This window comes from Azospirillum sp. UENF 312511 (assembly GCF_058780635.1).
In genome coordinates this window covers 249,007-271,305 of record NZ_JBSNCG010000001.1, presented here as the reverse complement: position 1 = coordinate 271,305, position 22,299 = coordinate 249,007, and the positions used below count along the sequence as shown (strand labels likewise).

Below are 22,299 nucleotides of genomic sequence, written 5' to 3'. Positions count from 1 at the left end.
TAGTCCCGAATCCGGGGAATGGGGACATCCGATGCGGAAAACGGAAGAAATTCAACTCTGTTATGCCGACCTGCGCGGGCTGGCGCACCGGCTGGAGGCGTTCCGCGCCCTGCTGTCCCCCGACGAGGCGGCGCGGACCGCCCGTTTCGCGACGGAGGAGCTGCGCACCCGCTGCGCGCTGCGGCGCGGTCTGCTGCGCCATCTGCTCGGGCGGGTGACGGGCCGCGACCCGGCGAGTCTGGCCTTCGCCTACGGGCCGATGGGCAAGCCCTCCCTGCCCGGCGGCCCGGCTTTCAACCTCGCCGACTGCAAGGATCATGTGCTGATCGCCATCGCCCCCTGTGCGACGGTGGAGCTGGGCGTGGACGTCGAACGGCTGCGCCGCCTGCCGGACGCCACCGGAATCGCCGAACGCTTCTTCGCGCCGGAGGAGCGCGACGCCTTCGCCGCCCTGCCCGACGCGCTGCGGGACGAGGCGTTCCTCAACGGCTGGACCCGCAAGGAGGCCTTCATCAAGGCGACCGGCCAGGGGCTGTCCACGCCACTCGACCGCTTCGCGGTGGAGTTGACGCCGGGCCGCCCCGCCCGCCTGCTCAGCCTGGACGGCGCGCTGGAGGCCGGGGATGCCACGGACTGGTCGCTGTTCGACCTGCGCCCGGCGCCGGGGCTGGTCGGCGCGCTGGCGGTGCGCGGCGACGGCTGGCGCCCCGTGTTCCGCCCGCTGGATGAAACGTTCAGCGCTTGACGATTTCCCAGGCGATGCGCGCCGGCTCCTCGCCCAGCTCCGTGGAGCCGATGACGATCTCGCCGCGCGGCGGGAGCGGCAGCGGTTCGCCGGCCTTCAGCCGCCGCGGCTCCGCCACGCCCGGAACGGCGATCTGGGTGCCGTTGCGGCTGAGATCCTCCACCACGAAGACGCCGTCCTGGCGCGACACCGCGGCGTGCCGCCGCGAGGCCGAGGCGATGTCGAGGACGAACTGGCACTGCGACGACCGCCCGATGACGAGCTGGGTTCCGTCCTCCGGGATCGCCCGGGTCTGGCCGCGCCAGAACAGGACCAGCCGCTCCGCCGCCCGCGGGGCGTCGATCAGAATCGTCTCCTCGGTCGCCCGTGTCACGGCATCGACCGCCGGAGCGGCCAGCAGGGGGATGCCGAGCGACCGTTCGGCGTCCGGAATCGCGGCGATCTTGGCGATCAGCCCCTCGGCCAGCGCGCGGGGAATGCCGGCGGCGCGCAGGCGGCGGCCCAGCCCACTGCGCACGTCGTCCGTGCTGACGCCGGGGGCGACCAGCTCGCGGGCGGAGGTGATGCTCTCGAACTCGGTGGCGACCTGCCGGATCAGGACGCTGAGCTTGTTGCGCCCGAAGGGGCTGGTGGCGAGGTCCAGCAGATAGCCGATGCGCTGGGCCGGCGCCGGCAGGCGGGTGGCCAGACGCTGCACCGCCGTGTCGAAGGGCGCGTCCTGCCCGCCGGAACTCCACACCGTCTTGGCGCGCCGGGTCAGCGCCTCCGCCATGCCGGCGCCGCCCAGGAAGCCGTCGAAGTTGGTCAGCCGGTCGACGATCATGCCGAAGGCCTTGCCCTCCGCGGCGGAGCCGGTGCGGGTCAGCGGGGTCAGGCCAGCCACACCGCCCTGAATGCGGCGCAGCAGCGCCCGCCGCGTCTCCTCGAAACCGCCGCCGCCCAGCGCGTTGGACAGGGCCAGCAGCTCGTCGGTGTGGGGCAGCCGGTCGTCGAGGTCGCCGTGCACCGCCGCGATCAGGCTTTGCAGCGCCCCCCCCAGGTCGGGGGCGTAGCCGATCAGCGCGCGCACCGGCTCCCGCCCGTCCACCGTTTCCGCCAGCATCTGGTCGAGCAGGCGGCGGTTCGCCTCCTCCTCCCCGTCCTCGCGGTGGAAGCGCAGCAGCGCCTTGACCTTGCCGGGCCAGTCGCGGCAGGGCTCCAGCACCGCGGCGAAGGCGTGGGTGACCAGCCGGTCGCGCTCCTCCGGCGGGCGCTCCGCCGCCGCCGCCAGCAGGCCGCCCACCCCGCCGCGGGCCAGCGCCGCGTCGAAGGGCGCCAGCGTGTCCGACGCCTGCGCCATCTCCTTCAGCCGGGTGAACATCCGCATGAGCTGGTCGTGGCGGTCGAACGGCTTCACGCCCAGCAAGGGCGCCTGAAGGGTGGCGAGCCGGCTGACCGCCGGGTTGAACAGCAGGGCCTCCCGCTCGAAATAGCGCAGCGGGTAGTAGCGGTGGAGCTGCTCGGCCGGGATCACCGCCTGATCGTCCCAATAGCCGCGCAGCAGGCGCAGCAGCAGCATCCGGCTCTCGTAGGAGAAGAGCTGGAGCGCGTCGGTGCAGAGATTGGCGGGGCCGACGTCGGTCTCGTCGATGGGGGAGATGGTGGTCGGCTTCCCACCACCAGAGGTGGACTTCTGGAAGATGACCTCTTCCTTGCCCGCCTGGTTCACTTTTAAAATTCGGACAACCGGAAATTTCGCGAGACGAAGCAGATAGGCCGCGCGCTCCCGCGCCGCGGCCTCGTCGGGAAAGACGCCGTCGATGTTGGGTTTGCCGCCCTGCTCGACGACCACTTCGAACGTGACGCTCCGGCGCCGTGACATCATGGGCTTTTCAGCTCTTTCCCAAGGGTTTGGCGTCGTTTCCGGGCATTATGGTAGGGGAAGCGGACTGTCCGCGCATCAAGATTCCGGACCCTCCCCGGATTGACGCAGATGCGGCCGGGGGCTTTGCGCTAGACTGCCCACCATGCGGATTCCGACCTTCTCCATCCTGCTCCTGCTGGCCTGCGTCACCGCGGTGTCGGCCTGCGCGTCCCCCTATTCCGCCACCGGTCCGGACGACTGGGCGGCGATCGCCCGCAACGGCTTTTCCGCCGATGACGTCGGCTACGTGCTGTTCGATCCGGACAGCGGCGCCGTCCTGGCGGAACGGCAGCCAGCCAAGCCCTTCGCCCCCGCCTCGGTCGCCAAGCTGCCAGCGATGGCCGCCGCCCTGGCGGTGCTGGGGCCGGACCACCGGTTTGAGACCACGCTGCACATCACGGGGCGGCTGGGAGATGGCGTTCTGGACGGCGACCTGATCCTGAAGGGTGGCGGCGATCCGTCGCTGTCCAGCGAGGGGCTGACGGAGCTGTTGCGCGACCTCGGCGCGCTGGGCGTCACGCGGGTGACCGGGCGCTTCCTCTACGACACCTCCGCCCTGCCCGAGATGGCGGAGATCGACGCCGGGCAACCCTGGACCGCCGGCTACAACACCGGGGTCGGGGCGCTGTCGCTCAACTTCAACCGCTTCCGCTTCGACTGGGCGCGCCCCGCCGCCGCCGGGCAGCCGGTGCGGGTCAGCGCGTGGTCGGTGTCCGACACGGGGCGCGTGCCGCTGGACAGCGTGACGGTGCAGCTCGGCGCCGGGGCCGGGGCCGCCTTCACCCCGCTCATCGCCATGGATGGCGAACCGGCCAATGGGGAGCCTGGGGGCGAGCGCTGGCGCTTCGCCCCGCAGCCGGGCATGGCGGCCAGCCTGTGGCTTCCGGTCACCCGCCCCGGTCTGGCGGCGGCCCACGTGTTCCGCCGGCTGGCCGCGGAGGCGGGGATCGCCCTGCCCGCGCCGGTCCCCGGCGCCGTGCCGCCGACCGCCACGCTCGCCGCCCTGCACCGCAGCGAGCCGCTGGAGGTCCTGGCCCGGCAGGTCCTGCGCTACTCCAACAACCTGTCGGCGGAACTGATCGGGCTGGCCGCCGCCCGGCGGCTGGACCCGGCGGTGCAGACGCTGCCAGAGTCGGCGGCGGTGCTGACCGCGCCGGCCATGCTGGCGGCCCCGCGCACCGACTGGACGGGGCTGCGGCTGCTCAACCATTCGGGGCTCAGCGCCGCATCGCGCATCACCCCGGCCCAGACCATGGCGCTGATCCAGGGCGCCGGCCCGGCGGTTCTGGCCCTTCTGCCCGGCGAGGACGAGGGCAAGGTCCTGCCCCCCGGCGTGCGCGCCAAGTCGGGGACGCTGGCCTACGCCAAGGCGCTGGCCGGAACGCTGAAGACGGCGGGCGGGCGCACGCTCGGCTTCGCCTTCTTCGTCACCGACGAGGCGCAGCGCGCCGCCATGGACCGGGCGATGGACCGCCGCATCGCCGAAATTCCGCCGGAGGCCCGCGCCTGGCTGGCCCGCGCCCGCAAGCTCCAAGCCGACCTGCTGGAGTTGTGGATCGCCGGTTTGTGAGGGTCTTCCCCCCTCTCCCGCCCCGGGAGAGGGTGCCCGCGAAAGCGGGCGGGTGAGGGTCGTGCGAGGATTGAAGCATGATCCTTGGTGGCACCCTCACCCTTCCCACGCCTGCGGCGTGGGCCCCTTCCCTCTCCCGGGGCGGGAGAGGGGGCAATCGCGCCCGCAACCGTGACGCTTGGCGAAGGGCGACGGTCGGTTGTACACTGCGACCGAATGTCCCACCGAGGTTCTGGATGCCGATCACCCCGCGCGCACGCCGACTCCAGCAGGGTTCCGACACACCGGACATCGCGGCCAACCGCTACCACGACCGGCAATTGGGCGCGGAGGTGGTCAACATCGTGGTCGGTGGCTGCGTGGTCAGCGACGACCCGAACGTCGTCATCACCACCACGCTGGGCTCCTGCATCGCCGCCTGCCTCTTCGATCCCGTCGCGGCGATCGGCGGGATGAACCACTTCCTGCTGCCCGACCACAACGGCGACCGGCTGTCCATCTCCTCCCGCTACGGCAGCGCGGCCATGGAACAGCTCATCAACCGGCTGCTGGCGGCGACCGGGCGGCGCGACCGGCTGCGCGCCAAGATCTTCGGCGGGGCCAGCGTGAACGGCGCGCCGCGCAGCTCCGGCATCGGCCAGCGCAACGTCGAGTTCGTCATGGAGTATCTGGCGGCCGAAGGCATCCCGACGATGAGCTGGGACGTCGGCGGCACGACGGCCCGCGCGGTGCGCTTCTACCCCACCTCGGGCCGCACCCAGCGCCGCCTGATCGGGGAGGAGACGGTGCGCGACATCGCGCGGTCCGAGACCTCCTTCATGGACCGGCTGCGCAAGACCGGGATCGATGGCGACGTGGAACTGTTCTGATCCCCATGCTCCATGGATTGTCCCGCCTGCTGCCCGCGATCGCGGACCAGAATCTCGACGAGGCCGCCGTCTACCGGCGGGAGTCGCTGTACGAGCGTCCGCGCTACGAGGGCGCCCGCGGCCTGATCCCCGCCGCCGGCCCCCTGCTCTGCCCGCTCTGCGGGCGGGAGGCGGCGCGTTTCCTGCCCTTCGGCCTGGGCGGGCGGCGCAACGCCCGCTGCCCGGATTGCGGGTCGCTGGAGCGCCACCGCTTCCTGTGGAGCTTCCTGGCGGAGCGGACGGACGTGCTGCGGCGGTCGCTGCGCATCCTGCACACCGCTCCCGAACCCTGCCTGGAACCGCTGCTGCGGGCGCGGCACGGCCGGCGCTACGTCACGCTGGACCGCTTCAACCCGGCCGCCGACGTGCAGGCCGACCTGACCGACCTGCCCTTCCCGGACGGCCGTTTCGATCTCGTGCTGTCCAGCCACGTGCTGGAGCATGTCCCCGACGACCGCGCCGCCCTGCGCGAGATCGCCCGTGTGCTGAAGCCCTCGGGCCGCGCCGTCCTGCTGTTCCCCTACGACCCCAAGGGGCCGACGCGGGAGGACCCGGCGATGGACACGCCGGCCAAGCGGCTGGCCGCCTTCGGCCATCCCTATCACTACCGGATTTATGGTACGGATACCCCCCAGCGCATGGCCGAGGCCGGGCTGGACGCCACGCTCGTCTCCTCCACGGCGATGCTGAGCGCGCACCGGCGGCGGCGGCGGCGCATCAACCGCAACCACCTGTTCCTGGCGCGCCCGCGCGCCGCGGCGGGCCGGGCGTCCGGGGGGGGGCATGAGCCGCAGCAGCATCCGCATCGCCACCTTCAACCTGGAAAGCCTGGACGACACCGGCGACCTCTCCTTCGAGGAGCGCGCCGCCGTCCTGCGCCCGCAGCTGGAGCGGCTGGACGCCGACATTCTGTGTCTTCAGGAGGTCAACGGCCAGCGCGCAGCAAAGGGAGAGCCGCGGACCCTGCGCGCGCTGAACCGGCTGCTGGAGGGCGGCCCCTACGCCGATTTCCACCGGACTTCCGGCAGCGAGGGGACCAAGTTGGCCGACCGCCACAACCTCGTGCTGGTCAGCCGCTGGCCGATCCTGGCGGCGCGGCAGTACCGGCACGATCTGGTGCCGTCCCCGCAGGTCCGCATGGTCACCGCCGACCCGGCCCAGCCCGGCGGCGACGCCGTGACCTGGGACCGCCCGGTGCTGCACGGCGAGATCGAGCTGCCCGGCGGGCGGCGGCTGCACGTCTTCAACCTGCATCTGCGCGCGCCCATCGCCGCGCCGGTGCCGGGGCAGAAGAAGAACGCCTCCACCTGGAAGAGCGTCGGCGGCTGGGCGGAGGGCTTCTATCTCGCCTCGATCAAGCGGGCCGGGCAGGCGCTAGAGGCCCGGCTGGCGGTGGAGCGGGTGTTCGACGCCGACCCGCAGGCGCTGATCCTGGTCGCCGGCGACCTCAACGCCGAGATCGAGCAGACCCCCGTCCGCATCATCCGCGCCGACCTGGACGAGACCGGCAACGGCCATCTCGCCGGGCGGTCGCTCGTGCCGCTGGAGCGCTCCGTCCCCGAGGAGCGGCGCTTCACCGTGCTGCACGGCGGCGACGCGGTGATGCTCGACCATCTGCTGGTGTCGCGCGCCCTGCTGGGCTGGTTCCGCTCCGCCGAAATCCACAACGAGGCCCTGGGCGACGAGCTGGTCGCGCACGCCACGGTCAGCCATTCCCCGGAAAGCTACCATGCACCGCTGGTCGCCCGCTTCGAGCTGCCGGATCAGACGGTGACGGAGACGATGGCCCCCGGCGAACCGGCGCCGTAGGACCCCGCGGCACGGGGAACGACGGCCGGGGCGGTTCCCGTCGGACCGCCACCCGCCGCGGGCAATGGTCCGGTGGACGGGGCGCCGCCCGACGGGATAGTGCCGTATCCCGATCCGACACTCCGTCCGGCTCCGCCCGGCGTGGCGGTACCGCCGGATGGCGCGGTCCCTTTGCCGGTGTCGTGGCCTTCCGCCGCCGCATCGCTCGCGACGCCGAGGCGGCTGGCGGTGCGGCGGTATTCCTCCACCACCTGTTGCGCCGGGATCTGGTTCTGGGTTTCGCCCGACGAGCGGTCGCGGAAATAGATGACGGCCAGCCGGGCGCCCTGGTCGTAGCGCAGGACCGGGCTGATGTAGCCGCCGGCCACCACCACGGGATCGGACGGGGACGCCGCCGGGGCGGATTGGTCCGCAACGCTGGACGCGGTTTGGGAAGTCGGTGCCGCGGCATCGGCCACGGATGACGGCGTCGGGACCGCCGATGCCGGAGTCGGCCGGTTCGCCTGGATGCCGGAAACGCTTCGGATGTCCATGGCTGGCCGCCTTTCCCCTGCGGGCCCGGCCCCGGACCAGCCGGGCGGGCCCCGATTGGACGACGCGCGATCAGACCGTGATGTTGAGGTTCTGTCCGCGGGTCGGGGTGGTGTTGCCGCCCGACGCCAGGGCTTGCTGGCTCTGCTGCGCCTGCTGGTCCTGGGCCTGCTGACGGCGATCCTCTTCGGCCTTCTGGGCCTGCTGGTTCGCGTCGGTTCCCCGTGTCTGCTGCAGGGCCGCCGGCCCGCTGCTCAACGGTGTCGTGAAAGGTTGCTGCTGATAGCCCCCTATGCCGCTGACGCCCATGACACGCACTCCTCGCTGTCCGCACTCCCACCCAGGTAGAGTAGGCAAAAATTGCCGCGCGTTCAAGTGGGACTCACGGCCTGTCCCTCGCAAGACACGCGCAAGTCGCCCAACCGCTCGCTTAGCGCGTGGACTCGCTCAGACTCGCTTCTTTTGTTTGCGGGAGGTCGGAGCCGGCGGGTCAGGCCGGTTCTGGCTCCAGAAAGGCGCCCTCGCGAATCGCGAAATCGAACCGTCCGCCGTCCAGCGCCGTCACGTCGTAGGTCAGCGAACGGTCGATGCTGTTGTCGGCGTTGAAGGTCAGCACCCGCGGCCGCAGCGTCGCCAGTTCGGTCGGCTGGCAGTACCAGGAGGCGGCGATGATGACCTCGTCCCCCGGCTGGCAGCTCCGCGCCGCCGAGCCGTTGAGCACGCAGCAGCGCGAACCGCGCTCGCCATAGATCACGTAGGTGCTGATCCGCGCGCCGGAATTCTTGTTCCAGATCTCCACGAACTCCAGCGGGTAGATCCCGACCGCCTCGCAATGCTCCGGATCAAGGGTGATCGACCCCTGATAGTTCAGGTTGGCGTCGGTGACGCGCAGGCAGTGAAGTTTCGCTCGAACAACCTTGATCATGAAGCCCCTCCCGGTCGGTGGCCGCGGGCCGGACGGCGGCCGGGGATGTTTGTAACCGCAACTGCGAAAACAGCAAGCGTTCCGGCGCCCACGGTATGACCGGTGTCATACCGCTACCTTGGGCTGAGGCTTTTGCCTTTGGTGGTATTTCCATCCCGGGTGCGATGCGGCATGTTCTGCGCCGGTTTCAAGCCCCCCGGCGTCACCCAACAAGGCGTCACCCAACAATAGGATACAGGGTCCGGCTGCGCGTCTCGGACCCGGCAACCGGCTTCGGCCGACAACCGAATCAGGAAGGTGTGCGCCCGCGATGGCTGCGACGGCATCCGCGACACGGTACGTAATCTTTTCCGTCTCCGGCAGGACCTTGGCCCTGCCGGCGGACTCCGTGCGCCGGTTCCTGCCGCTGCCCCGGCTCGACCGCCCGCCGGCGGCGCCCGCCGTGGTCGCCGGGCTGTTCCGCTACCAGGGCCGCGCCGTCCCGGTCCTGCGGCTCGACCTGCTGTTCGGCTTCGACGCCGCGCCGCCGGAGCTGTACGCGCCGCTGTTCCTGACCGACTGGGACGGCCGTCCGCTGGCCCTGCTGGCCGACCGGGTGTTCAACATCCTGCCCGTCCCCGACGCGGAGCGGACGGCGGCCGACCCTGGCCTGTCCTTCAACGGCTGCGCCGTGGCGACCATCCCCCATCATGGTCCCCACGGCGGGCCCCATGATGGCGGAACGGCCACGGTGATCGATCCCACCCGTCTGCTGACCGAGGCGGAGGGCCGGCTGCTCGCCGCCTTCCAGGCCATGGCCGACGAGCGTCTGGCCAGGCTCGGCGCCCCCGATTCCGAAACCGGCAATTCCGAGATTGGCCAGGAGGCCCGATGAACCGCATCGACGCCATCCTGCGCGATCCCGTCTTTCCCCGGATCAAGGCCGCCGTCATCGGAGCGACCGGGCTCGCCTACTACGCCGACAAGGACGCCGCCCTGGCGGAGCGCATCAACCGCCGCCTGTCGGACAAGCCGACCCTCGGCCTCGCCGCCTATCTGGCGCAGCTCGCCGGGGAGGGACCGACCGGGCCGGAGTATCAGGCGCTCATCAACGAGCTGACGGTCGGCGAGACCTTCTTCTTCCGCTACGCCGAGCAGTTCGAGGCGCTGTGCGCCGTCGCCATCCCGGAATGCCTGCGCCGCAACCGGGAGAGCCGCCTGCTGCGCATCTGGAGCGCCGGCTGCTCGATCGGGCCGGAGGCCTACACGCTGGAAATCCTGCTGAAGCGGCATTTCGCCGACCAGCTCCGCGACTGGCAGGTCAGCATCGTCGGCACCGACCTGAACGCCAGCTTCATCGAAACGGCGCGGCGCGGCGTCTACGGGAACTGGGCGGTGCGCGGGCTCGACCCGGCGGTCCTTTCGGAATGCTTCGACCGGCAGGGCGACCTGTGGGCGGTCAAGCCGCGCTTCCGCGAATGGACGAGCTTCTCGGTCTTCAACCTCGTGGACGGGCCGCTGCCCAACTACCCGCGGGGCCTGGGCGCGCTGGACGTCGTGCTGTGCCGCAACGTCATGATCTATTTCGACGAGCCGACGCGCACCCGCCTGCTGGACAACCTGCACGAGGTGCTGGTCCCCAACGGCTGGCTGGTGGTCGGCCATGCCGAGACGGGACAGCAGGTCAACAGCCTGTTCACCCCCGTGCCGGTGCCGGGCGCCACCATCTACCGCAAGCCGCGCCCCGGCTGCGCCCCCGCGGCGGCTCCCATGGCGGCGCAGCCCGCCTTCATACCTCCCACCCCTACCGAACCGCCGTCCGCCGCCGAGCCGAAGCCCCCTGCCGAGCCGAAGTCCGGGGAGCCGAAGCCCGCGAAGAAGCGGAGCACGGCGACGGACTCCGCGGCGCGGCTGCGCGCCACGACGGCGAAGCCGACACCGGCCCCCCTTCCCGCCCCGCAGCCGCCGGCGTCGTCCCCAGCCGGCAACCCTGCCGTGGCCGACGGCGACCGGGCGGCGGCGCTGGACGCCTGCATCGCCCTGGCCGAGCGCAACCGCCTCGACCCCGTGGTGCATTTCCGGCTGGGACTGCTGGAGGAGGAGCTGGGCGTCGGCGACCCGATCGCCGCCTTCAAGCGGGCGCTGTATCTGGATTCCGACTTCGCGCTGGCCGACTACCACTTGGCGCTGGCCTACTGGCGGCGCGGCAAGCTGGCCCCGGCGCAACGCCACTTCCGCAACGCCCGCGCCACCGTCGCTGCCCACGACGCGACGGAGCTGGTGGCCGAGGGCGGCGGCCTGACCGTGGCCGAGCTGCGCAGCATGATCGACCTCTGGTTCTCGGGTGAGGAGCCGTGATGGACGACCGGACCGGAGCCGGAGAGGCGGCCGATGTGAAAGACGCCATCGACTGGGACGCCGTCCGCGCGCGCCTGGCCCGTCAGGGCCGGGATACGGCGGAGGCCGCGGCGCCGGGCGGCGCCTGGGCCGACGCGCTGCTGCGCCGCCGCGCCGAGGATCTGGCGCTCGTCCCCTCCGCCGACGAGGCCAATGCCGCGGCGGAGGCCGAGGCGCCGATCGCCCTGCTGGTCGGGCGCGGCGCCGACGGGTCGTACGGGCTGGACCTGCGTCACCTGTCCCGCATCGTTCCGCTGCCGCGGGTGGCCCGCGTGCCCCACGCGCCGCCCGAACTGCTGGGGCTGATCGCCATCGACGGGCGGGTGATGCGCCTGTTCGACGTGGACCGGCTGTGCGGGCGCAACGCCGTTCCCGCGGGCGGCGGCTTCGCCGTCGTGCTGCGCGGCGGGGAGCGTCCGGTGGCGCTGCGCCTGCGCACCGTGGACACGGTGATGGAACTGGATGGGACTGACGCGAAGGCACCGCCGGAAGCCGGGTCCTTCGTCACCGCCATCACCCGGGGCCGCGTCGCCGTGCTGGATGTGCCGGCGATCCTGGAGACGCTGAGGAGCATGAAAGAAGAATGAAACTGAAGGTCAAGCACAAGCTGATGCTCAGCTTCGGGGTCGTCTGCCTGCTGACCGGGCTGCTGGCGGCGTTCCAGATGATGCGGTTCGCGGACGGCATGAAGGTCATGATGGGCATCGCCACCTACGACATCCAGGTGTCGGAGGCGGTGCGCGAGATCGAGGTGACCGAAAGCAACCTGCGCAGCTACCGCGAGGCGGCGACCCATGCCGCGGCGCTGGCCCAGATCCAGGGTGGCGTGCCGGACATCACGCAGCTGCGCCGGCGCTATCATGACGGTTCGGCGGTGATGTTCGAGCAGATCAACAAGCTCAAGCGGATCGCCGGCGAGCGGGCCGAGGACGGCACCACGGAGGACCGCCGCCGCATCTGGGGCGAGCTGGTTGCCCAGATCAACAGCTTCGACCAGCATTCGCGGCGCATGCTGGAGGAAGCCAACACGCTGATGGAGCGTGTGGCCGCCGGGACCGAACCGGAGGCGCTGGCGCGGCTGACGCGGGTGGAGGAGATGCGGGTGGCCATGGCGAGCCAGCTTGCCAGCCTGCACAGCGACATCAGCCGCCTGTCGGAGGCCGGGCGCCAGAACATCCGCAACCTCTACGACGACGCGGTGCGCTCCTCGATCCTGGCACTGATCATCGTGGTGGCCCTGGCCGTCGCCATCGCCATCCTGATCGGCAGCTCGGTCACCAAGCGGCTCGGCACCGCCATCGGCTACGTCACCCAGGTGGGCAGGGGCGACCTGACCAAGACGGTGGTCGTGCCCGGCGACGACGAGCTGGCCGAGCTGGGCACCCACCTCAACGAGATGACCGGCAACCTGCGCAGCATGGCCAAGACCACCCGCGCCACGGCCGAGAGCATGCACGCCGCGACCGCGCAGATCCGCGCCTCGACCCAGCAGCAGGCGGCCAGCGTCGCCCAGCAGCTCGCCGCCGTGGAGGAGACGACGGCGACGCTCAGCGAAATCACCGAATCCGGCGCGCAGATCAACCGCCGCGCCCAGGATGTGGCGCAGAACGCCCAGGTCGCCGCCTCCAACTCCGAGACCGGCCTGAAGGCGGTGGAGGACACCAACCAGGCGATGGACGCCATTCGCGAGCAGGCGGAGGCCGTCGCCGAGAACATCGTCATCCTGTCGGAGCGCACCCAGGCGATCGGCGAGATCATCCTGACCGTCAACGACATCGCCGAGCGCTGCCACCTGCTGGCCCTCAACGCCGCCATCGAGGCCGCCGCCGCCGGGGAGCACGGCCGGACCTTCGCCGTGGTGGCGAGCGAGATCAAGAGCCTCGCCGACCAGTCGAAGGAGGCCACCGCACAGGTGCGCTCCAACCTCAGCGAGATCCAGCACGGCATCAACGCCTCGGTCATGCTGACGGAGGAGGCGGTCAAGCGCGTCGGCGCCGGCAAGCGGCAGACCGACGCCACCCAGTCGACCATCCGCGACCTCGCCGAGAGCGTGCAGGAGAGCGTGCTCGCCTTCCAGCAGATCGTCGCCGGCACCAACCAGCAGCAGATCGGCCTGGAGCAGGTGATCCAGGCGCTCCAGAACATCCGCGAGGCGAGCAGCCAGACCGCCGCCGGCACCCGCCAGCTCGAAGGGGCCGCCACCAACCTCAACGATCTCGGCCAGGGTCTGGTCGAGGCCGTGCGGAACTACCGCGTGTGATCATGGCGACGGCACGCGGCGGCATGGGCCGCGACGGGGGCACGGACAAGGACGAACGGAAGGTGCGGGCGGCATGAACGACATCCGCACGCGCCTGCTCGCCGCCTTCGACCTGGAGCACAAGGAGCACCTCGCGGCCATCCGCGAGTCCCTGCGCGCGGTGGAGAAGGACCCGGCGCACCACCCCGATCTGGTGGAGATCCACCGCCGCGCCCACAGCCTGAAGGGCGCCGCCCGCGCCGTGGACCTGCCGGAGGTCGAGCGGCTGTCCCACTGGCTGGAGGCCGCCTTCATCGCCATCCAGCGCGGCACGGTGCCCTTCGACGCGGCGGCCCGCGACGTGGTGCGCCGCGCGCTGGACGCCATCGAGGACGTCGTCGCCTGGGCGACCCGCGGCGGCGGCGAGGTGGACATCGCCGAGGTGCTGGCCGAGCTGACCCGCATGGGCGGCGAGGGCGGCGGGCCGGAACCGGTCCAGCGCCGCCCCGCCGCCGCGGAGGCGGGAACCGCTCCTCCGGCCGCCGCGCCGCGCCCGGCCCGCTCCGTCGATGGCCGCGAAAGCGCGGCGTTGGTCCGCATCCGCAGCGCCGGGCTGGAGCGGCTGTTCACCGCCGCCGCCGGCCTCCTGCCGGAGATCGAGAACCAGTCCGCCCTGGTCGCCGAGCTGCGCGAGCTGCGCAGCGAATGGCGCGCCCTGGAGCGGAGCTGGCACGCCATGCGGCCCCGCCTGCTCCGCGGCGGCTCCCACGACGCCACGGGGGCCGCCGGCATCAGCTTCGCGGGCGACGAGACGGCCTTGCGCCTGTCCTCCTTCGAGCGGCGCTTCCGCGCGCTCGGCGCCTCGCTGGACGCGGCGCACCGCGCCCATGACCGCCATCTCTGGTCACTGCGCCGCTGGGGCAGCGGCTTCCAGGACGAGGTGCGGCAGCTCCGCATGCTGCCGGCGGAATCGCAGTTCAGCAACCTCGGCCGCATGATCCGCGACATCAGCCGCGCCCAGGGCAAGGAGGTCGAGGCGGACATCCGCGGGCTGGAGACCCAGGCCGACCGGGTGGTCCTGCAACGGCTGAAGGACCCGGTGCTGCACATCGCGCGCAACGCCGTCAGCCACGGCGTCGAAACCCCGCAGGAGCGGGTGGTCGCGGGCAAGCGCGCCGCGGCGACCGTCCGCTTCGAAGCCTCAGTGGTCGGGCGCCGCCTCGTCCTGCGCGTCGAGGACGACGGGCGCGGCCCGAACCGCGAGGCCATCGCCCGCCACGCCGTCGAGCGCGGCCTGCTGGGCGCCGACGAGGCGGAGTCGGCGTCCGAGGAGCGGCTGCTCGACCTGATCTTCGAGCCGGGCTTCTCCACCGCCCCCACCGCGAACGAATACGCCGGGCGCGGCATGGGCCTCGCCATCGTGCGGCGGGAGGTCACCCGGCTCCAGGGCTCGGTGACGCTGGCCGCACGCGAGGGCGGCGGGACCGTCGTCACGGTGGAGGTGCCGCTCAGCCTGCTCAGCCAGCGGCTGGTCTTCGTCGCCGTCCAGGACGACATCCTGGCGATTCCCAGCAACGACGTGGCGCGCGTGCTGCGCGTCCCGGCGGACACGCTGTTCACCGACCTCGCCGCCCCGACCATCCGGCTGGAGGAGGAGGACGTTCCGGTGACGCCGCTGGCCGCCCTGCTCGGCTACGACGGCGCCATGCCGCAGGGCAACGGGGCGCCGCTGGCGCTCGTCATCCTGCGCACCGCCGGGCGGCGGGTCGCGCTGGTCGTGGACGCGCTGATGGCCACCCGCGACTCGGTGGTCACCCCGGCGGAGGAGATGGGAATCGACGCCGCCCGCTTCCTCGGCACCGTGCTGATGGACGACGGATCGCCGGCCCTGGTGCTGAATCCCGCCGCCCTGTCGCCGCGCCCCGGCATGGCCCTGCCGCCGCTGGTCCGTCCGGTGGACGAGTCGGCGCGGCGGCGGCCGCACATTTTGGTTGTGGACGACTCCATCACCACGCGAACCCTGGAAAAGAGTATCCTGGAGGCCCATGGTTACCGGGTCACGCTGTGCGTGGATGGGCGCGAGGCGGTCGAAACGCTCGGCGAGCTGGAGGATGTGAACCTGATCATCAGCGACGTGGAGATGCCGAGGATGGACGGGTTCGCCCTGCTCCAGGCCGTCAAGGGCAACCCCATGACCTCCGATCTGCCGGTGATCCTGGTCACCTCGCGCGCCAGCGACGAGGACCGCGAGCGCGGGCTGGACCTCGGCGCCGACGCCTACATCGTCAAGACCCGTTTCGACCAGAACGAGCTTCTGGCCGGCATCCGGCGGCTGCTGTGAGCGGCGCCCGCAAGATCCGCGTCCTGGTGGTCGAGGACTCGCCGGTCGTCCAGCAGTTGCTCGCCCACGTCATCGGCGAGGACCCGCGGCTGGAGCTGGCCGGCATCGCCGCGTCCGGCGAGCAGGCGCTGCGCATGGTCGACTCGCTGCGGCCGGACGTGGTGTCGCTGGACATCCGCCTGCCGGGCATCGACGGCTTCGCCGTGACGCAACGGCTGATGCGCGACCATCCCGTGCCCATCGTCGTCGTCGCCTCCGACGTGCGCGACCTGGACATCCCCATGCGGGCGCTGCAGGCCGGGGCGCTCGCGGTGGTGGAGAAGCCGGGCAGCATGGCCCGCGCCGACTATCAGACCGTCGCCCGGCATCTCTGCACCCAGCTCACCATCATGAGCCAGGTGAAGGTGATCCGGCAGCGCGGGCGCCCGCGCAACGGCGATGAGGAGTTCCCCGGCAACGGTGGCCGCGGCAAGGGTGCCGCCGTCCCGCCACCACCGCCCCTGCCGCCGTCCACGGCGAAGCGGCAGTTCCGCGCGTTGGGAATCGCCGCCTCGACGGGCGGACCGGCGGCTCTGGTGAAGCTGTTGCGCGGGCTGCCGACCAACTTCCCCCTGCCCGTCTTCGTGGTGCAGCACATCGGCGCGCCCTTCGTGGCCGGCTTCGCCTCCTGGCTGGGGTCGGTCACGCCGCTGCCGGTGGCGCTGGCCTCCGACGCGCCGCACCGGCCCGGCCACGTCTACGTCGCCCCCGGGGAGCTTCATCTGACCGCCGAGCCCGGCGGGATGCGGCTGGTCCACGGCGATCCGGTCTGCGGCCAGAGGCCGTCCGGGGACGTGCTGTTCTCCTCCCTGGCCTCGGCCTTCGGCGCCGCCGCCATCGGCGTGCTGCTGACCGGCATGGGGGAGGACGGGGCGCGCGGCCTCACCGACATGCGCCGGGCGGGCGCCTACACCATCGCGGAGCACGCCTCCACCGCGGTCATCCACAGCATGCCGGGGACCGCGGTCCGGCTGGGAGGCGTTACCGAGGAGCTGCCCATCGACAAGGTGGCGGCCCGTTTGCTGGAACTGGTTTCGACGGGAGTGGAGCCCTCATGAGTGGACCCAGGGCGCTGATCGTCATCGCCTCGCAGACGCAGGGACTTCTCCTGAAGCTGATGCTGGAGGAGCAGGGCATCGAGGCGAGCTGCGTCGAAACGGTGGAACCCGCGGTCGCCGAGCTGGCGCGCCGCCCCTTCGACCTGCTGATGGTGGAGGCCGACGGCGAGGCCGCCCGCACCCTGACGGAGCTGCGGCGGCGCTGCCCGGCCCCCGCCATGCTGCTGGGTTCGGCGGAGCGGGCGGCGGAGGCCGGGGCTCCCGCCGACGTGCAATGGGTGGATCCCGCGGATTCCCAGGGCGTGGTTCAGCAGGCCATGGCGCTGCTCGACCGGCGCAACGCGCCGCCGACGGTGTCCGACATCCTGCAGCGGGCGCGCATCCTGGTGGTCGACGACAGCGCGACCTACCGTGAGTTCCTGCGCGCCGAGCTGGAGGAGGACGGCTGCCACGTCGTCGCCGCGCGCAACGCCGACGAGGCGGTGGCGGCGCTGGAGGACGGGGGGCTGGACTGCGTGATCCTCGACCTCGTGATGCCCGGCACCAGCGGCACCCAGCTGTGCGAGCGGTTCGACCGTTTCCGTCGGCGCCGCGGCCTGTTCTTCCAGATCGTCATCCTGACCAGCCAGGAGGGCGACGACCGCCTGACCGCCAGCCTGACCGCCGGCGCCGACGACTTCGTGGGCAAGTCGCAGCCGATGGACATCCTGAAGATCCGTCTGATGGCCCTGCTCCGCCGGAAATACATGGTGGAGGACCACCTCGCCCGCCTCTCGCCCCCAATGCCTTCCGCATAGAAGGCGTATAGGGCTTTCAGGCGCTTTCATCCCCAGTGCACCAAAGGTTAAGGTGCTACACCTTCAGCTCTAGCGGGTAGAGAGAGACCGACGTGACGCCTCGGCACAGGAACAGGACCAGCATCGACACCGCGCCAGCGGAGACGGAGTGCGTGGAGAACGCGCTGCGCGTCTGCCGCGCCGCCGCGTTGCCGGCCTTCGTTCTGAGCGGGCCGCCGCACGCCGCCACCCTCTTCACCAACGACGCGCTGTGCGCCCTTCTCGGCAAGGAACCGGCGGCGGGCGGGCAGCCGGCCCCGATCTGGTTCGGAGCGGTCTGGCCGGCGGTGCTGGGCGCCGTCGACCCGCTGTTTTCCGGCGACACCGAGGAGCCGGTCGGCATCGAGCTTCTGCCCGTGGGCGACGCCGATCCCGCGACCTTCCAAGGCGTGCCGCTGACCCAGGACGGGCAGACGGTCGGCGTGCTGGCCCTGGCCACCCAGGCGGCCCCCGACGACCGGGTCGTCGCCCGCATGGAGCGGGAGATGCGCGCGGAGATCGAGCGGACGACCGCCGCGCGGTCGCGCTTCCTGGCTTCGGCCAGCCACGACCTGCGCCAGCCCTTCCAGGCGATGCGCCTGTTCCTCGACGCGCTGTGCAGCCAGATCAGCGACGAGAAGGCGCTGAGCACGGCCGAGATGCTGGGCAACGCCATGACGGCGGGCGAGCGGCTGCTGAACGCGCTGCTCGACATCTCCACGCTGGACGCCGGCACGGTGACCCCGGACCCGCAGCCGGTCGCGCTGGACGAGCTTCTGGGCCAGCTCGTCGAGGAGTTCCGCCCGCAGAGCGAGGAGAAGGGGCTGCGCCTGCGCGCCCGCCTGTGCCCCGGCACGGTGGAGACCGACCCCGTGCTGTTCGGGCGGGTGATGCGCAACCTGCTGACCAACGCCATCCGCTACACCCGGCACGGCGGCCTGCTGCTCGCCATGCGGCGGCGCGGCAACCGCTGGCGCATCGACGTCTGGGACACCGGCTTCGGCATCCCCGAGGAGCAGCTGACCGCCATCTTCGACGAGTTCCACCAGCTCCAGAACCCCAACCGCGATCCCACCCGCGGGCTGGGCCTCGGCCTCGCCATCGTGCGCCGGCTGGCGGAGCTTCTCGGACTCCAGGTCGAGGTGCGGTCGCGCATCGGGCGCGGCACCGTCTTCTCCGTCTCGCTGGAGGCGGCGAGCCCGCTGGCCGAGCCGCCGCCCAGCCTCGCCACCCCTCCGTCCTCCTCCGCCGCGGCGCCGCCCCTGACCGGGATGACCGTGCTGGCGGTGGACGACGAGGCCATGGTGCTCACCGGCCTTCAGATGATCCTGGAAAGCTGGGGCTGCACCGTCGCCGCCGCGAGCGACATGCGGGAGGTCTTCGCGGTGCTGGACGGCTTGCCCGACGCGCCGTCGGTCATCCTGACCGACCTGCGGCTGCCCGGAAAGGTGTCCGGCTTCGACGTGATCGACCGGGTGCGCCGCCTCTACGGCCGCGAGATCCCCGCCGTGGTCCTCAGCGGCGAGACGGCCCAGAGCGCCCTGCTGGAAGGCCAGCGCCGCGGCTGCTCCTTCCTGCACAAGCCCCTTCACCCCGGCGACCTGCGGCAGGTCCTGGAACGGCTGCACGGCGACGACGGGGAGTAGCCGGAGGCCCGGCTCCGCGGATCGGCGCCGTCAGGGCATCTGGTGATGCTCCAGCCAACGGTCGTGGCATTTGTCCTGCCCGTTGAAGCAGGACTGGTTGATGTCCTCGCGCATGGCCTTGTAGGCGATGCGCTGGTCATCCCCGGCGCTGTTCCGGACCGTCGGCTCCCAGACGGCCAGCTTGGACGCGATCAGGTTGAGCACCTCGTGCCGGGGATGGATCCAGGCGCCGAAGCCCGGCAGGGAGTCGAAATTCCTGCGGCAGTATTCCGTGTCCGCTTTCGTCAGGCGGATGTAGATGCGATAGGTGGGATGGGTCGCCCAGGCGTCGGCCCATTTCAGGATGGATCTCTGGGCTTTGAGCATCGCCGCGCCTTGCGGGTCGACATGGTTGGCAATCTCCTGCCAGTTCACATGCGACGGCGCCGTGATGAGCTGGACGAGCAGGTCCTTGAGCTGGTTGGCGTAGGCCAGAGCCTTGGACAGCGCGCCCTCCGCCTCCCATCCGCCGAGGTCCATGGGATCGTCCACCCGCATCACATTCTCTGCGCCGGGAACGACGTTGCCGAAGGCCCAGAGGATGCGCTCCATCAGCGCTTCGATCCGGGCCTGCGGGTCCGGGGTCTGCGCGATCACGCCGTTGTTCACCGCATAGGTGCCGACGTTGATCAGGAGTCCGTCGCTGCTGGCATCGACGGCCCGGTTGCGGAGATTGAGCAGGATGTTCTGCGGGCAGATGTGGTGATCGGTGACCACACTGAGATTGGCCAGCCCGTTGAGCTGGGCGGCGTCCTGGACGCTGTTCCGCCATTCCGCGAAATCGAGCGGCTTGGACTTGGTGTTCTTGATCGCGGCCCTGTCGAGTGGCATCGGGGTCTCCGTCATCCGGCTGGTATTTCCCAGACGACGGAGCGGCACCTTCCGTGAAGCCTCCCGCGGGAGGCGCCTACGCCCAGCGGTCGCCGTGGCTGTAGACGACCAGCCGGTTGCCGCGGGCGAAGCCGGCCAGCGACACGCCGCAGCTTTCCGCCATGCGCACCGCCATGCCGGTGGGGGCGGAGATGGCGACCAGCCCGCTGATGCCCAGCCGGGCGGCCTTCTGCACCAGCTCGTAGCTGGCGCGGCTGGAGGTCAGGACGAAGCCGCCCCGCCGGTCCACGCCCGTGCGCACCAGCCAGCCGATCAGCTTGTCCAGCGCGTTGTGGCGGCCGACATCCTCGCGCACCGCCAGGATCTCCCCCGCCGCGTCCACCCAGGCAACGCCGTGGGCCGCCCCGGTGGCGCGGTGCAGGGTCTGCCGCTCGGCGAAGCGGGGCAGCGCCCGCTCCACCGCGCCGACCGACAGCCGCCCGCCCGAGGGAACGGGCTGACCGGACCGTGCGATGGCCTGGAGACTCTCCACGCCGCAGACGCCGCAACCCGACCGCCCGGCGATGCTGCGCCGCTTGCCCTTCAGCGCCATGAAGCGCTCCATCGGGATCTCCATGCGCACCTCGATCCCGTCGCAGCCCTCCACAACCCGCAGGCTCTCCAGCTCCTCCGCGTCGGCGATGATCCCCTCCGTCAGGGAGAAGCCGAGACCGAACTCCTCCAGGTCGTCGGGGGTCGCCAGCATCACCGCATGGACGATGCCGTTGTAAGCGATGGCGACGGGCACCTCCTCCACCACCGCGTCGTCGCAGAGCTGTGCGGCGTCCGGACCCAGCCGCAGAACGGTCATGCGGTGGGTGGTGGACGGCGCGGCAACGTCGGTGGCGAGGCTCATGGCGGATATCCTTCCTAGTAAATTTCCCTCTCCCCAGAGGGGAGAGGGCTATAAGCGCCCTCAGGCGATCAATGCCCGGTTTCCTTGCCGGTCACCTGACGGAACCAGCGCGGATGGTGCTTGCGGGCCCAGGCGTGGGTGACGACGCCCTCGACCATCGCGCGGATCGTGCCCTGCACCCACAGCGCAGCGTAGACATGGACGATGATGCTGGCGATCAGCACCAGCGCGCTGGCGGCGTGGACCAGAAGCGCCACGCGGATGATCGGGATCGGGAAATAGCCCGCGAAATAGGGCCGCCACGCGATCACCCCCGACACCAGCAGCAGGATCATGCACAGCACCATGACCCAGAACATGCCCTTCTGGCCGCCGTTGTAGCGGCCGATGTCGCCGACCTCGTTGCCCTTCATCACCTCCTTCACCGACATCATCCATTTCACATCCTCCTTGTTGATGAGGTTGTGGTGGGCGTAGCGGAAGAACTGGCGGGCGAAGGCCAGGAACATCACCACCCCGACGAAGGGATGGACGATGCGGGCGAGCTGCGGCGTGCCGAACACGCCGGTCAGCCAGAAGAAGGCCGGGTAGAAGAAGGCCAGCCCGGAGATGGCGAGCAGAACGAAGCAGACCGCCACGATCCAGTGGTTGATGCGCTCCGCGGCGCAGTAGCGTTGGATCAGCTTTTCCGACGTCTTCACAGCGCGTTCTCCCGTTCCTTATGCTTGGTTCCTTGAGCGGGCGGGACCGGCGGCGTGCCGTGATCCGCCTCGTCCTCGTCATCGGCGCGGTTCGGGCCGACCGTGATGTAATGGAAGAAGCCGAACAGGCCGGCGGCGGCGACGCCCAGCGTCGCCAGCGGCTTCAGCATGCCCTTCCACACCCCGACGACGGCACTGATCGACGGGTTGTCCGGCAGGCCGGAGTAGAGCGTCGGCTTGTCGGCGTGGTGCAGCACGTACATGACGTGGGTGCCGCCCACCCCGGCGGGGTCGTAGAGGCCCGCCTGGTCGTAGCCGCGCGACTGGAGGTCGGTGATGCGGGTCTGGGCGACCTCGATCATGTCCTCCTTGCTGCCGAACTGGATGGCCCCGGTCGGGCAGGTCTTGACGCAGGCCGGCTCCTGCCCCACCGCCACGCGGTCGGAGCACAGGTTGCACTTGTACGCCTTGCTGTCGGCCGGGCTGAGGCGCGGCACGTTGAACGGGCAGCCGGAAATGCAGTAGCCGCAGCCGATGCAGTTCTCCTGATGGAAGTCCACGATGCCGTTCTTGAACTGCACGATGGCGCCCGGCGACGGGCAGGCCTTCAGGCAGCCGGGGTCGGCGCAGTGCATGCAGCCGTCCTTGCGGATCAGCCACTCCAGCTTGCCCTTCTCCTCCACCTCGTTGAAGCGCATGACCGTCCAGGCCTGCGAGGACAGGTCGGTCGGGTTGTCGTAGACGCCGACGCAGGTGCCGACCTCGGCGCGCAGCTCGTTCCATTCCGAGCAGGCGACCTGGCAGGCCTTGCAGCCGATGCAGACCGTGGTGTCGATCAGCTTCGCCACCTCCTGCGGGTTGCGGGCCTGCGGGGTCGGCGTCGGGGTGGCGGACCGGCGCAGGATATCGAGGGATTGCAGTGCCATGA

General features: G+C 71.2%; 19 protein-coding genes and 2 pseudogenes. 13 read left to right on the top strand and 8 right to left on the bottom strand.

The features are described 5' to 3' along the window. Positions 1 to 31: 31 nt before the first annotated feature. A complete protein-coding gene (locus ACWPN7_RS01285; RefSeq protein WP_459197753.1) occupies positions 32 to 745 on the top strand; it encodes a 4'-phosphopantetheinyl transferase family protein in 714 nt (237 codons plus the stop codon). Here the strand turns inward: ACWPN7_RS01285 and ACWPN7_RS01280 are convergent. Further along, positions 735 to 2,609, bottom strand: coding sequence for an FHA domain-containing protein (locus tag ACWPN7_RS01280; RefSeq protein WP_459197752.1), 1,875 nt, complete (start codon positions 2,607 to 2,609; stop codon positions 735 to 737). The two genes, ACWPN7_RS01285 and ACWPN7_RS01280, sit on opposite strands and share 11 nt — an antisense overlap. A gap of 142 nt (positions 2,610 to 2,751) precedes the next feature. On the opposite strand from ACWPN7_RS01280, the gene dacB reads away from it, so the two are divergent. The 4 genes and pseudogenes from dacB (at position 2,752) to ACWPN7_RS01260 (ending at position 6,935) form a co-directional block, all read left to right on the top strand. Next, on the top strand, positions 2,752 to 4,218 hold the full coding sequence (gene dacB / locus ACWPN7_RS01275; protein WP_459197751.1) for a D-alanyl-D-alanine carboxypeptidase/D-alanyl-D-alanine endopeptidase: 1,467 nt from the start codon (positions 2,752 to 2,754) through the stop codon (positions 4,216 to 4,218). Positions 4,219 to 4,454: 236 nt separating this feature from the next. Continuing rightward, entirely contained in the window at positions 4,455 to 5,087 is a 633-nt protein-coding gene (locus ACWPN7_RS01270; protein WP_040134693.1) for a chemotaxis protein, read from the top strand. A 5-nt stretch (positions 5,088 to 5,092) separates the two neighbouring features. After that, positions 5,093 to 5,635: pseudogene (locus tag ACWPN7_RS01265) on the top strand (class I SAM-dependent methyltransferase); the annotation flags it as partial. Between the two features lie 274 nt (positions 5,636 to 5,909). After that, positions 5,910 to 6,935 carry an endonuclease/exonuclease/phosphatase family protein gene (locus tag ACWPN7_RS01260; RefSeq protein ID WP_200776771.1) on the top strand — a complete coding sequence of 342 codons (1,026 nt, stop codon included), beginning with the start codon at positions 5,910 to 5,912 and terminating at the stop codon, positions 6,933 to 6,935. On the opposite strand, the gene ACWPN7_RS01255 is transcribed toward ACWPN7_RS01260, so the two are convergent. The 3 genes and pseudogenes from ACWPN7_RS01255 to panD all read right to left on the bottom strand — a co-directional run. Continuing rightward, on the bottom strand, positions 6,890 to 7,468 hold the full coding sequence (locus ACWPN7_RS01255; RefSeq protein ID WP_459197749.1) for a hypothetical protein: 579 nt from the start codon (positions 7,466 to 7,468) through the stop codon (positions 6,890 to 6,892). The genes ACWPN7_RS01260 and ACWPN7_RS01255 overlap by 46 nt on opposite strands. Positions 7,469 to 7,538: 70 nt before the next feature. Continuing rightward, positions 7,539 to 7,775, bottom strand: a complete 237-nt coding sequence (locus ACWPN7_RS01250) for a hypothetical protein (protein WP_454017347.1) — start codon at positions 7,773 to 7,775, stop codon at positions 7,539 to 7,541. 217 nt (positions 7,776 to 7,992) lie between these two features. Then, positions 7,993 to 8,391: pseudogene (panD, locus tag ACWPN7_RS01245) on the bottom strand (aspartate 1-decarboxylase); the annotation flags it as partial. A 310-nt stretch (positions 8,392 to 8,701) separates the two neighbouring features. Between panD and ACWPN7_RS01240 the strand changes: the two are divergent. From ACWPN7_RS01240 to ACWPN7_RS01205, 8 genes are all read left to right on the top strand, one after another. After that, entirely contained in the window at positions 8,702 to 9,265 is a 564-nt protein-coding gene (locus ACWPN7_RS01240) for a chemotaxis protein CheW (RefSeq protein ID WP_051658318.1), read from the top strand. Next, entirely contained in the window at positions 9,262 to 10,728 is a 1,467-nt protein-coding gene (locus ACWPN7_RS01235) for a CheR family methyltransferase (protein WP_456511855.1), read from the top strand. The genes ACWPN7_RS01240 and ACWPN7_RS01235 overlap by 4 nt, the downstream gene beginning before the upstream one ends. Next, positions 10,728 to 11,354 (top strand): chemotaxis protein CheW, encoded by a 627-nt coding sequence (locus tag ACWPN7_RS01230; RefSeq protein WP_103040489.1) that lies wholly within the window; start codon positions 10,728 to 10,730, stop codon positions 11,352 to 11,354. The genes ACWPN7_RS01235 and ACWPN7_RS01230 overlap by 1 nt, the downstream gene beginning before the upstream one ends. Next, positions 11,351 to 13,027, top strand: a complete 1,677-nt coding sequence (locus tag ACWPN7_RS01225) for a methyl-accepting chemotaxis protein (RefSeq protein WP_103040488.1) — start codon at positions 11,351 to 11,353, stop codon at positions 13,025 to 13,027. Before ACWPN7_RS01230 ends, ACWPN7_RS01225 begins: the two co-directional genes overlap by 4 nt. 73 nt (positions 13,028 to 13,100) lie before the next feature. After that, positions 13,101 to 15,347 (top strand): hybrid sensor histidine kinase/response regulator, encoded by a 2,247-nt coding sequence (locus tag ACWPN7_RS01220; protein ID WP_459197748.1) that lies wholly within the window; start codon positions 13,101 to 13,103, stop codon positions 15,345 to 15,347. Beyond that, positions 15,344 to 16,444, top strand: a complete 1,101-nt coding sequence (locus ACWPN7_RS01215) for a chemotaxis protein CheB (RefSeq protein ID WP_492273088.1) — start codon at positions 15,344 to 15,346, stop codon at positions 16,442 to 16,444. Before ACWPN7_RS01220 ends, ACWPN7_RS01215 begins: the two co-directional genes overlap by 4 nt. Continuing rightward, on the top strand, positions 16,441 to 17,241 hold the full coding sequence (locus tag ACWPN7_RS01210) for a response regulator (RefSeq protein WP_040134710.1): 801 nt from the start codon (positions 16,441 to 16,443) through the stop codon (positions 17,239 to 17,241). The genes ACWPN7_RS01215 and ACWPN7_RS01210 overlap by 4 nt, the downstream gene beginning before the upstream one ends. A gap of 152 nt (positions 17,242 to 17,393) precedes the next feature. After that, positions 17,394 to 18,905 carry a hybrid sensor histidine kinase/response regulator gene (locus ACWPN7_RS01205; protein WP_247881674.1) on the top strand — a complete coding sequence of 504 codons (1,512 nt, stop codon included), beginning with the start codon at positions 17,394 to 17,396 and terminating at the stop codon, positions 18,903 to 18,905. Between the two features lie 30 nt (positions 18,906 to 18,935). Here the strand turns inward: ACWPN7_RS01205 and ACWPN7_RS01200 are convergent, their stop codons facing one another. From ACWPN7_RS01200 to fdxH, 4 genes are all read right to left on the bottom strand, one after another. Then, positions 18,936 to 19,775 (bottom strand): hypothetical protein, encoded by an 840-nt coding sequence (locus tag ACWPN7_RS01200; RefSeq protein WP_137116900.1) that lies wholly within the window; start codon positions 19,773 to 19,775, stop codon positions 18,936 to 18,938. 76 nt (positions 19,776 to 19,851) lie between these two features. After that, positions 19,852 to 20,670: a formate dehydrogenase accessory sulfurtransferase FdhD gene (gene fdhD, locus ACWPN7_RS01195; RefSeq protein ID WP_103041771.1), complete on the bottom strand. Its 819-nt coding sequence runs from the start codon at positions 20,668 to 20,670 to the stop codon at positions 19,852 to 19,854. A gap of 68 nt (positions 20,671 to 20,738) precedes the next feature. Continuing rightward, complete coding sequence (locus ACWPN7_RS01190) at positions 20,739 to 21,371, bottom strand: formate dehydrogenase subunit gamma (protein WP_040134720.1); 633 nt, start codon at positions 21,369 to 21,371, stop codon at positions 20,739 to 20,741. Beyond that, positions 21,368 to 22,297 (bottom strand): formate dehydrogenase subunit beta, encoded by a 930-nt coding sequence (gene fdxH, locus ACWPN7_RS01185; RefSeq protein ID WP_040134722.1) that lies wholly within the window; start codon positions 22,295 to 22,297, stop codon positions 21,368 to 21,370. Before fdxH ends, ACWPN7_RS01190 begins: the two co-directional genes overlap by 4 nt. Positions 22,298 to 22,299 lie beyond the last annotated feature (2 nt).

Bases quoted from the DNA above. Each gene is read 5' to 3' on its own strand.
- ACWPN7_RS01285 (WP_459197753.1), top strand. From the start codon at position 32: ATGCGGAAAACGGAAGAAATTCAACTCTGTTATGCCGACCTGCGCGGG.
- ACWPN7_RS01280 (WP_459197752.1), bottom strand. From the start codon at position 2,609: ATGATGTCACGGCGCCGGAGCGTCACGTTCGAAGTGGTCGTCGAGCAG.
- dacB (WP_459197751.1), top strand. From the start codon at position 2,752: ATGCGGATTCCGACCTTCTCCATCCTGCTCCTGCTGGCCTGCGTCACC.
- ACWPN7_RS01270 (WP_040134693.1), top strand. From the start codon at position 4,455: ATGCCGATCACCCCGCGCGCACGCCGACTCCAGCAGGGTTCCGACACA.
- ACWPN7_RS01260 (WP_200776771.1), top strand. From the start codon at position 5,910: ATGAGCCGCAGCAGCATCCGCATCGCCACCTTCAACCTGGAAAGCCTG.
- ACWPN7_RS01255 (WP_459197749.1), bottom strand. From the start codon at position 7,468: ATGGACATCCGAAGCGTTTCCGGCATCCAGGCGAACCGGCCGACTCCG.
- ACWPN7_RS01250 (WP_454017347.1), bottom strand. From the start codon at position 7,775: ATGGGCGTCAGCGGCATAGGGGGCTATCAGCAGCAACCTTTCACGACA.
- ACWPN7_RS01240 (WP_051658318.1), top strand. From the start codon at position 8,702: ATGGCTGCGACGGCATCCGCGACACGGTACGTAATCTTTTCCGTCTCC.
- ACWPN7_RS01235 (WP_456511855.1), top strand. From the start codon at position 9,262: ATGAACCGCATCGACGCCATCCTGCGCGATCCCGTCTTTCCCCGGATC.
- ACWPN7_RS01230 (WP_103040489.1), top strand. From the start codon at position 10,728: ATGGACGACCGGACCGGAGCCGGAGAGGCGGCCGATGTGAAAGACGCC.
- ACWPN7_RS01225 (WP_103040488.1), top strand. From the start codon at position 11,351: ATGAAACTGAAGGTCAAGCACAAGCTGATGCTCAGCTTCGGGGTCGTC.
- ACWPN7_RS01220 (WP_459197748.1), top strand. From the start codon at position 13,101: ATGAACGACATCCGCACGCGCCTGCTCGCCGCCTTCGACCTGGAGCAC.
- ACWPN7_RS01210 (WP_040134710.1), top strand. From the start codon at position 16,441: ATGAGTGGACCCAGGGCGCTGATCGTCATCGCCTCGCAGACGCAGGGA.
- ACWPN7_RS01200 (WP_137116900.1), bottom strand. From the start codon at position 19,775: ATGCCACTCGACAGGGCCGCGATCAAGAACACCAAGTCCAAGCCGCTC.
- fdhD (WP_103041771.1), bottom strand. From the start codon at position 20,670: ATGAGCCTCGCCACCGACGTTGCCGCGCCGTCCACCACCCACCGCATG.
- fdxH (WP_040134722.1), bottom strand. From the start codon at position 22,297: ATGGCACTGCAATCCCTCGATATCCTGCGCCGGTCCGCCACCCCGACG.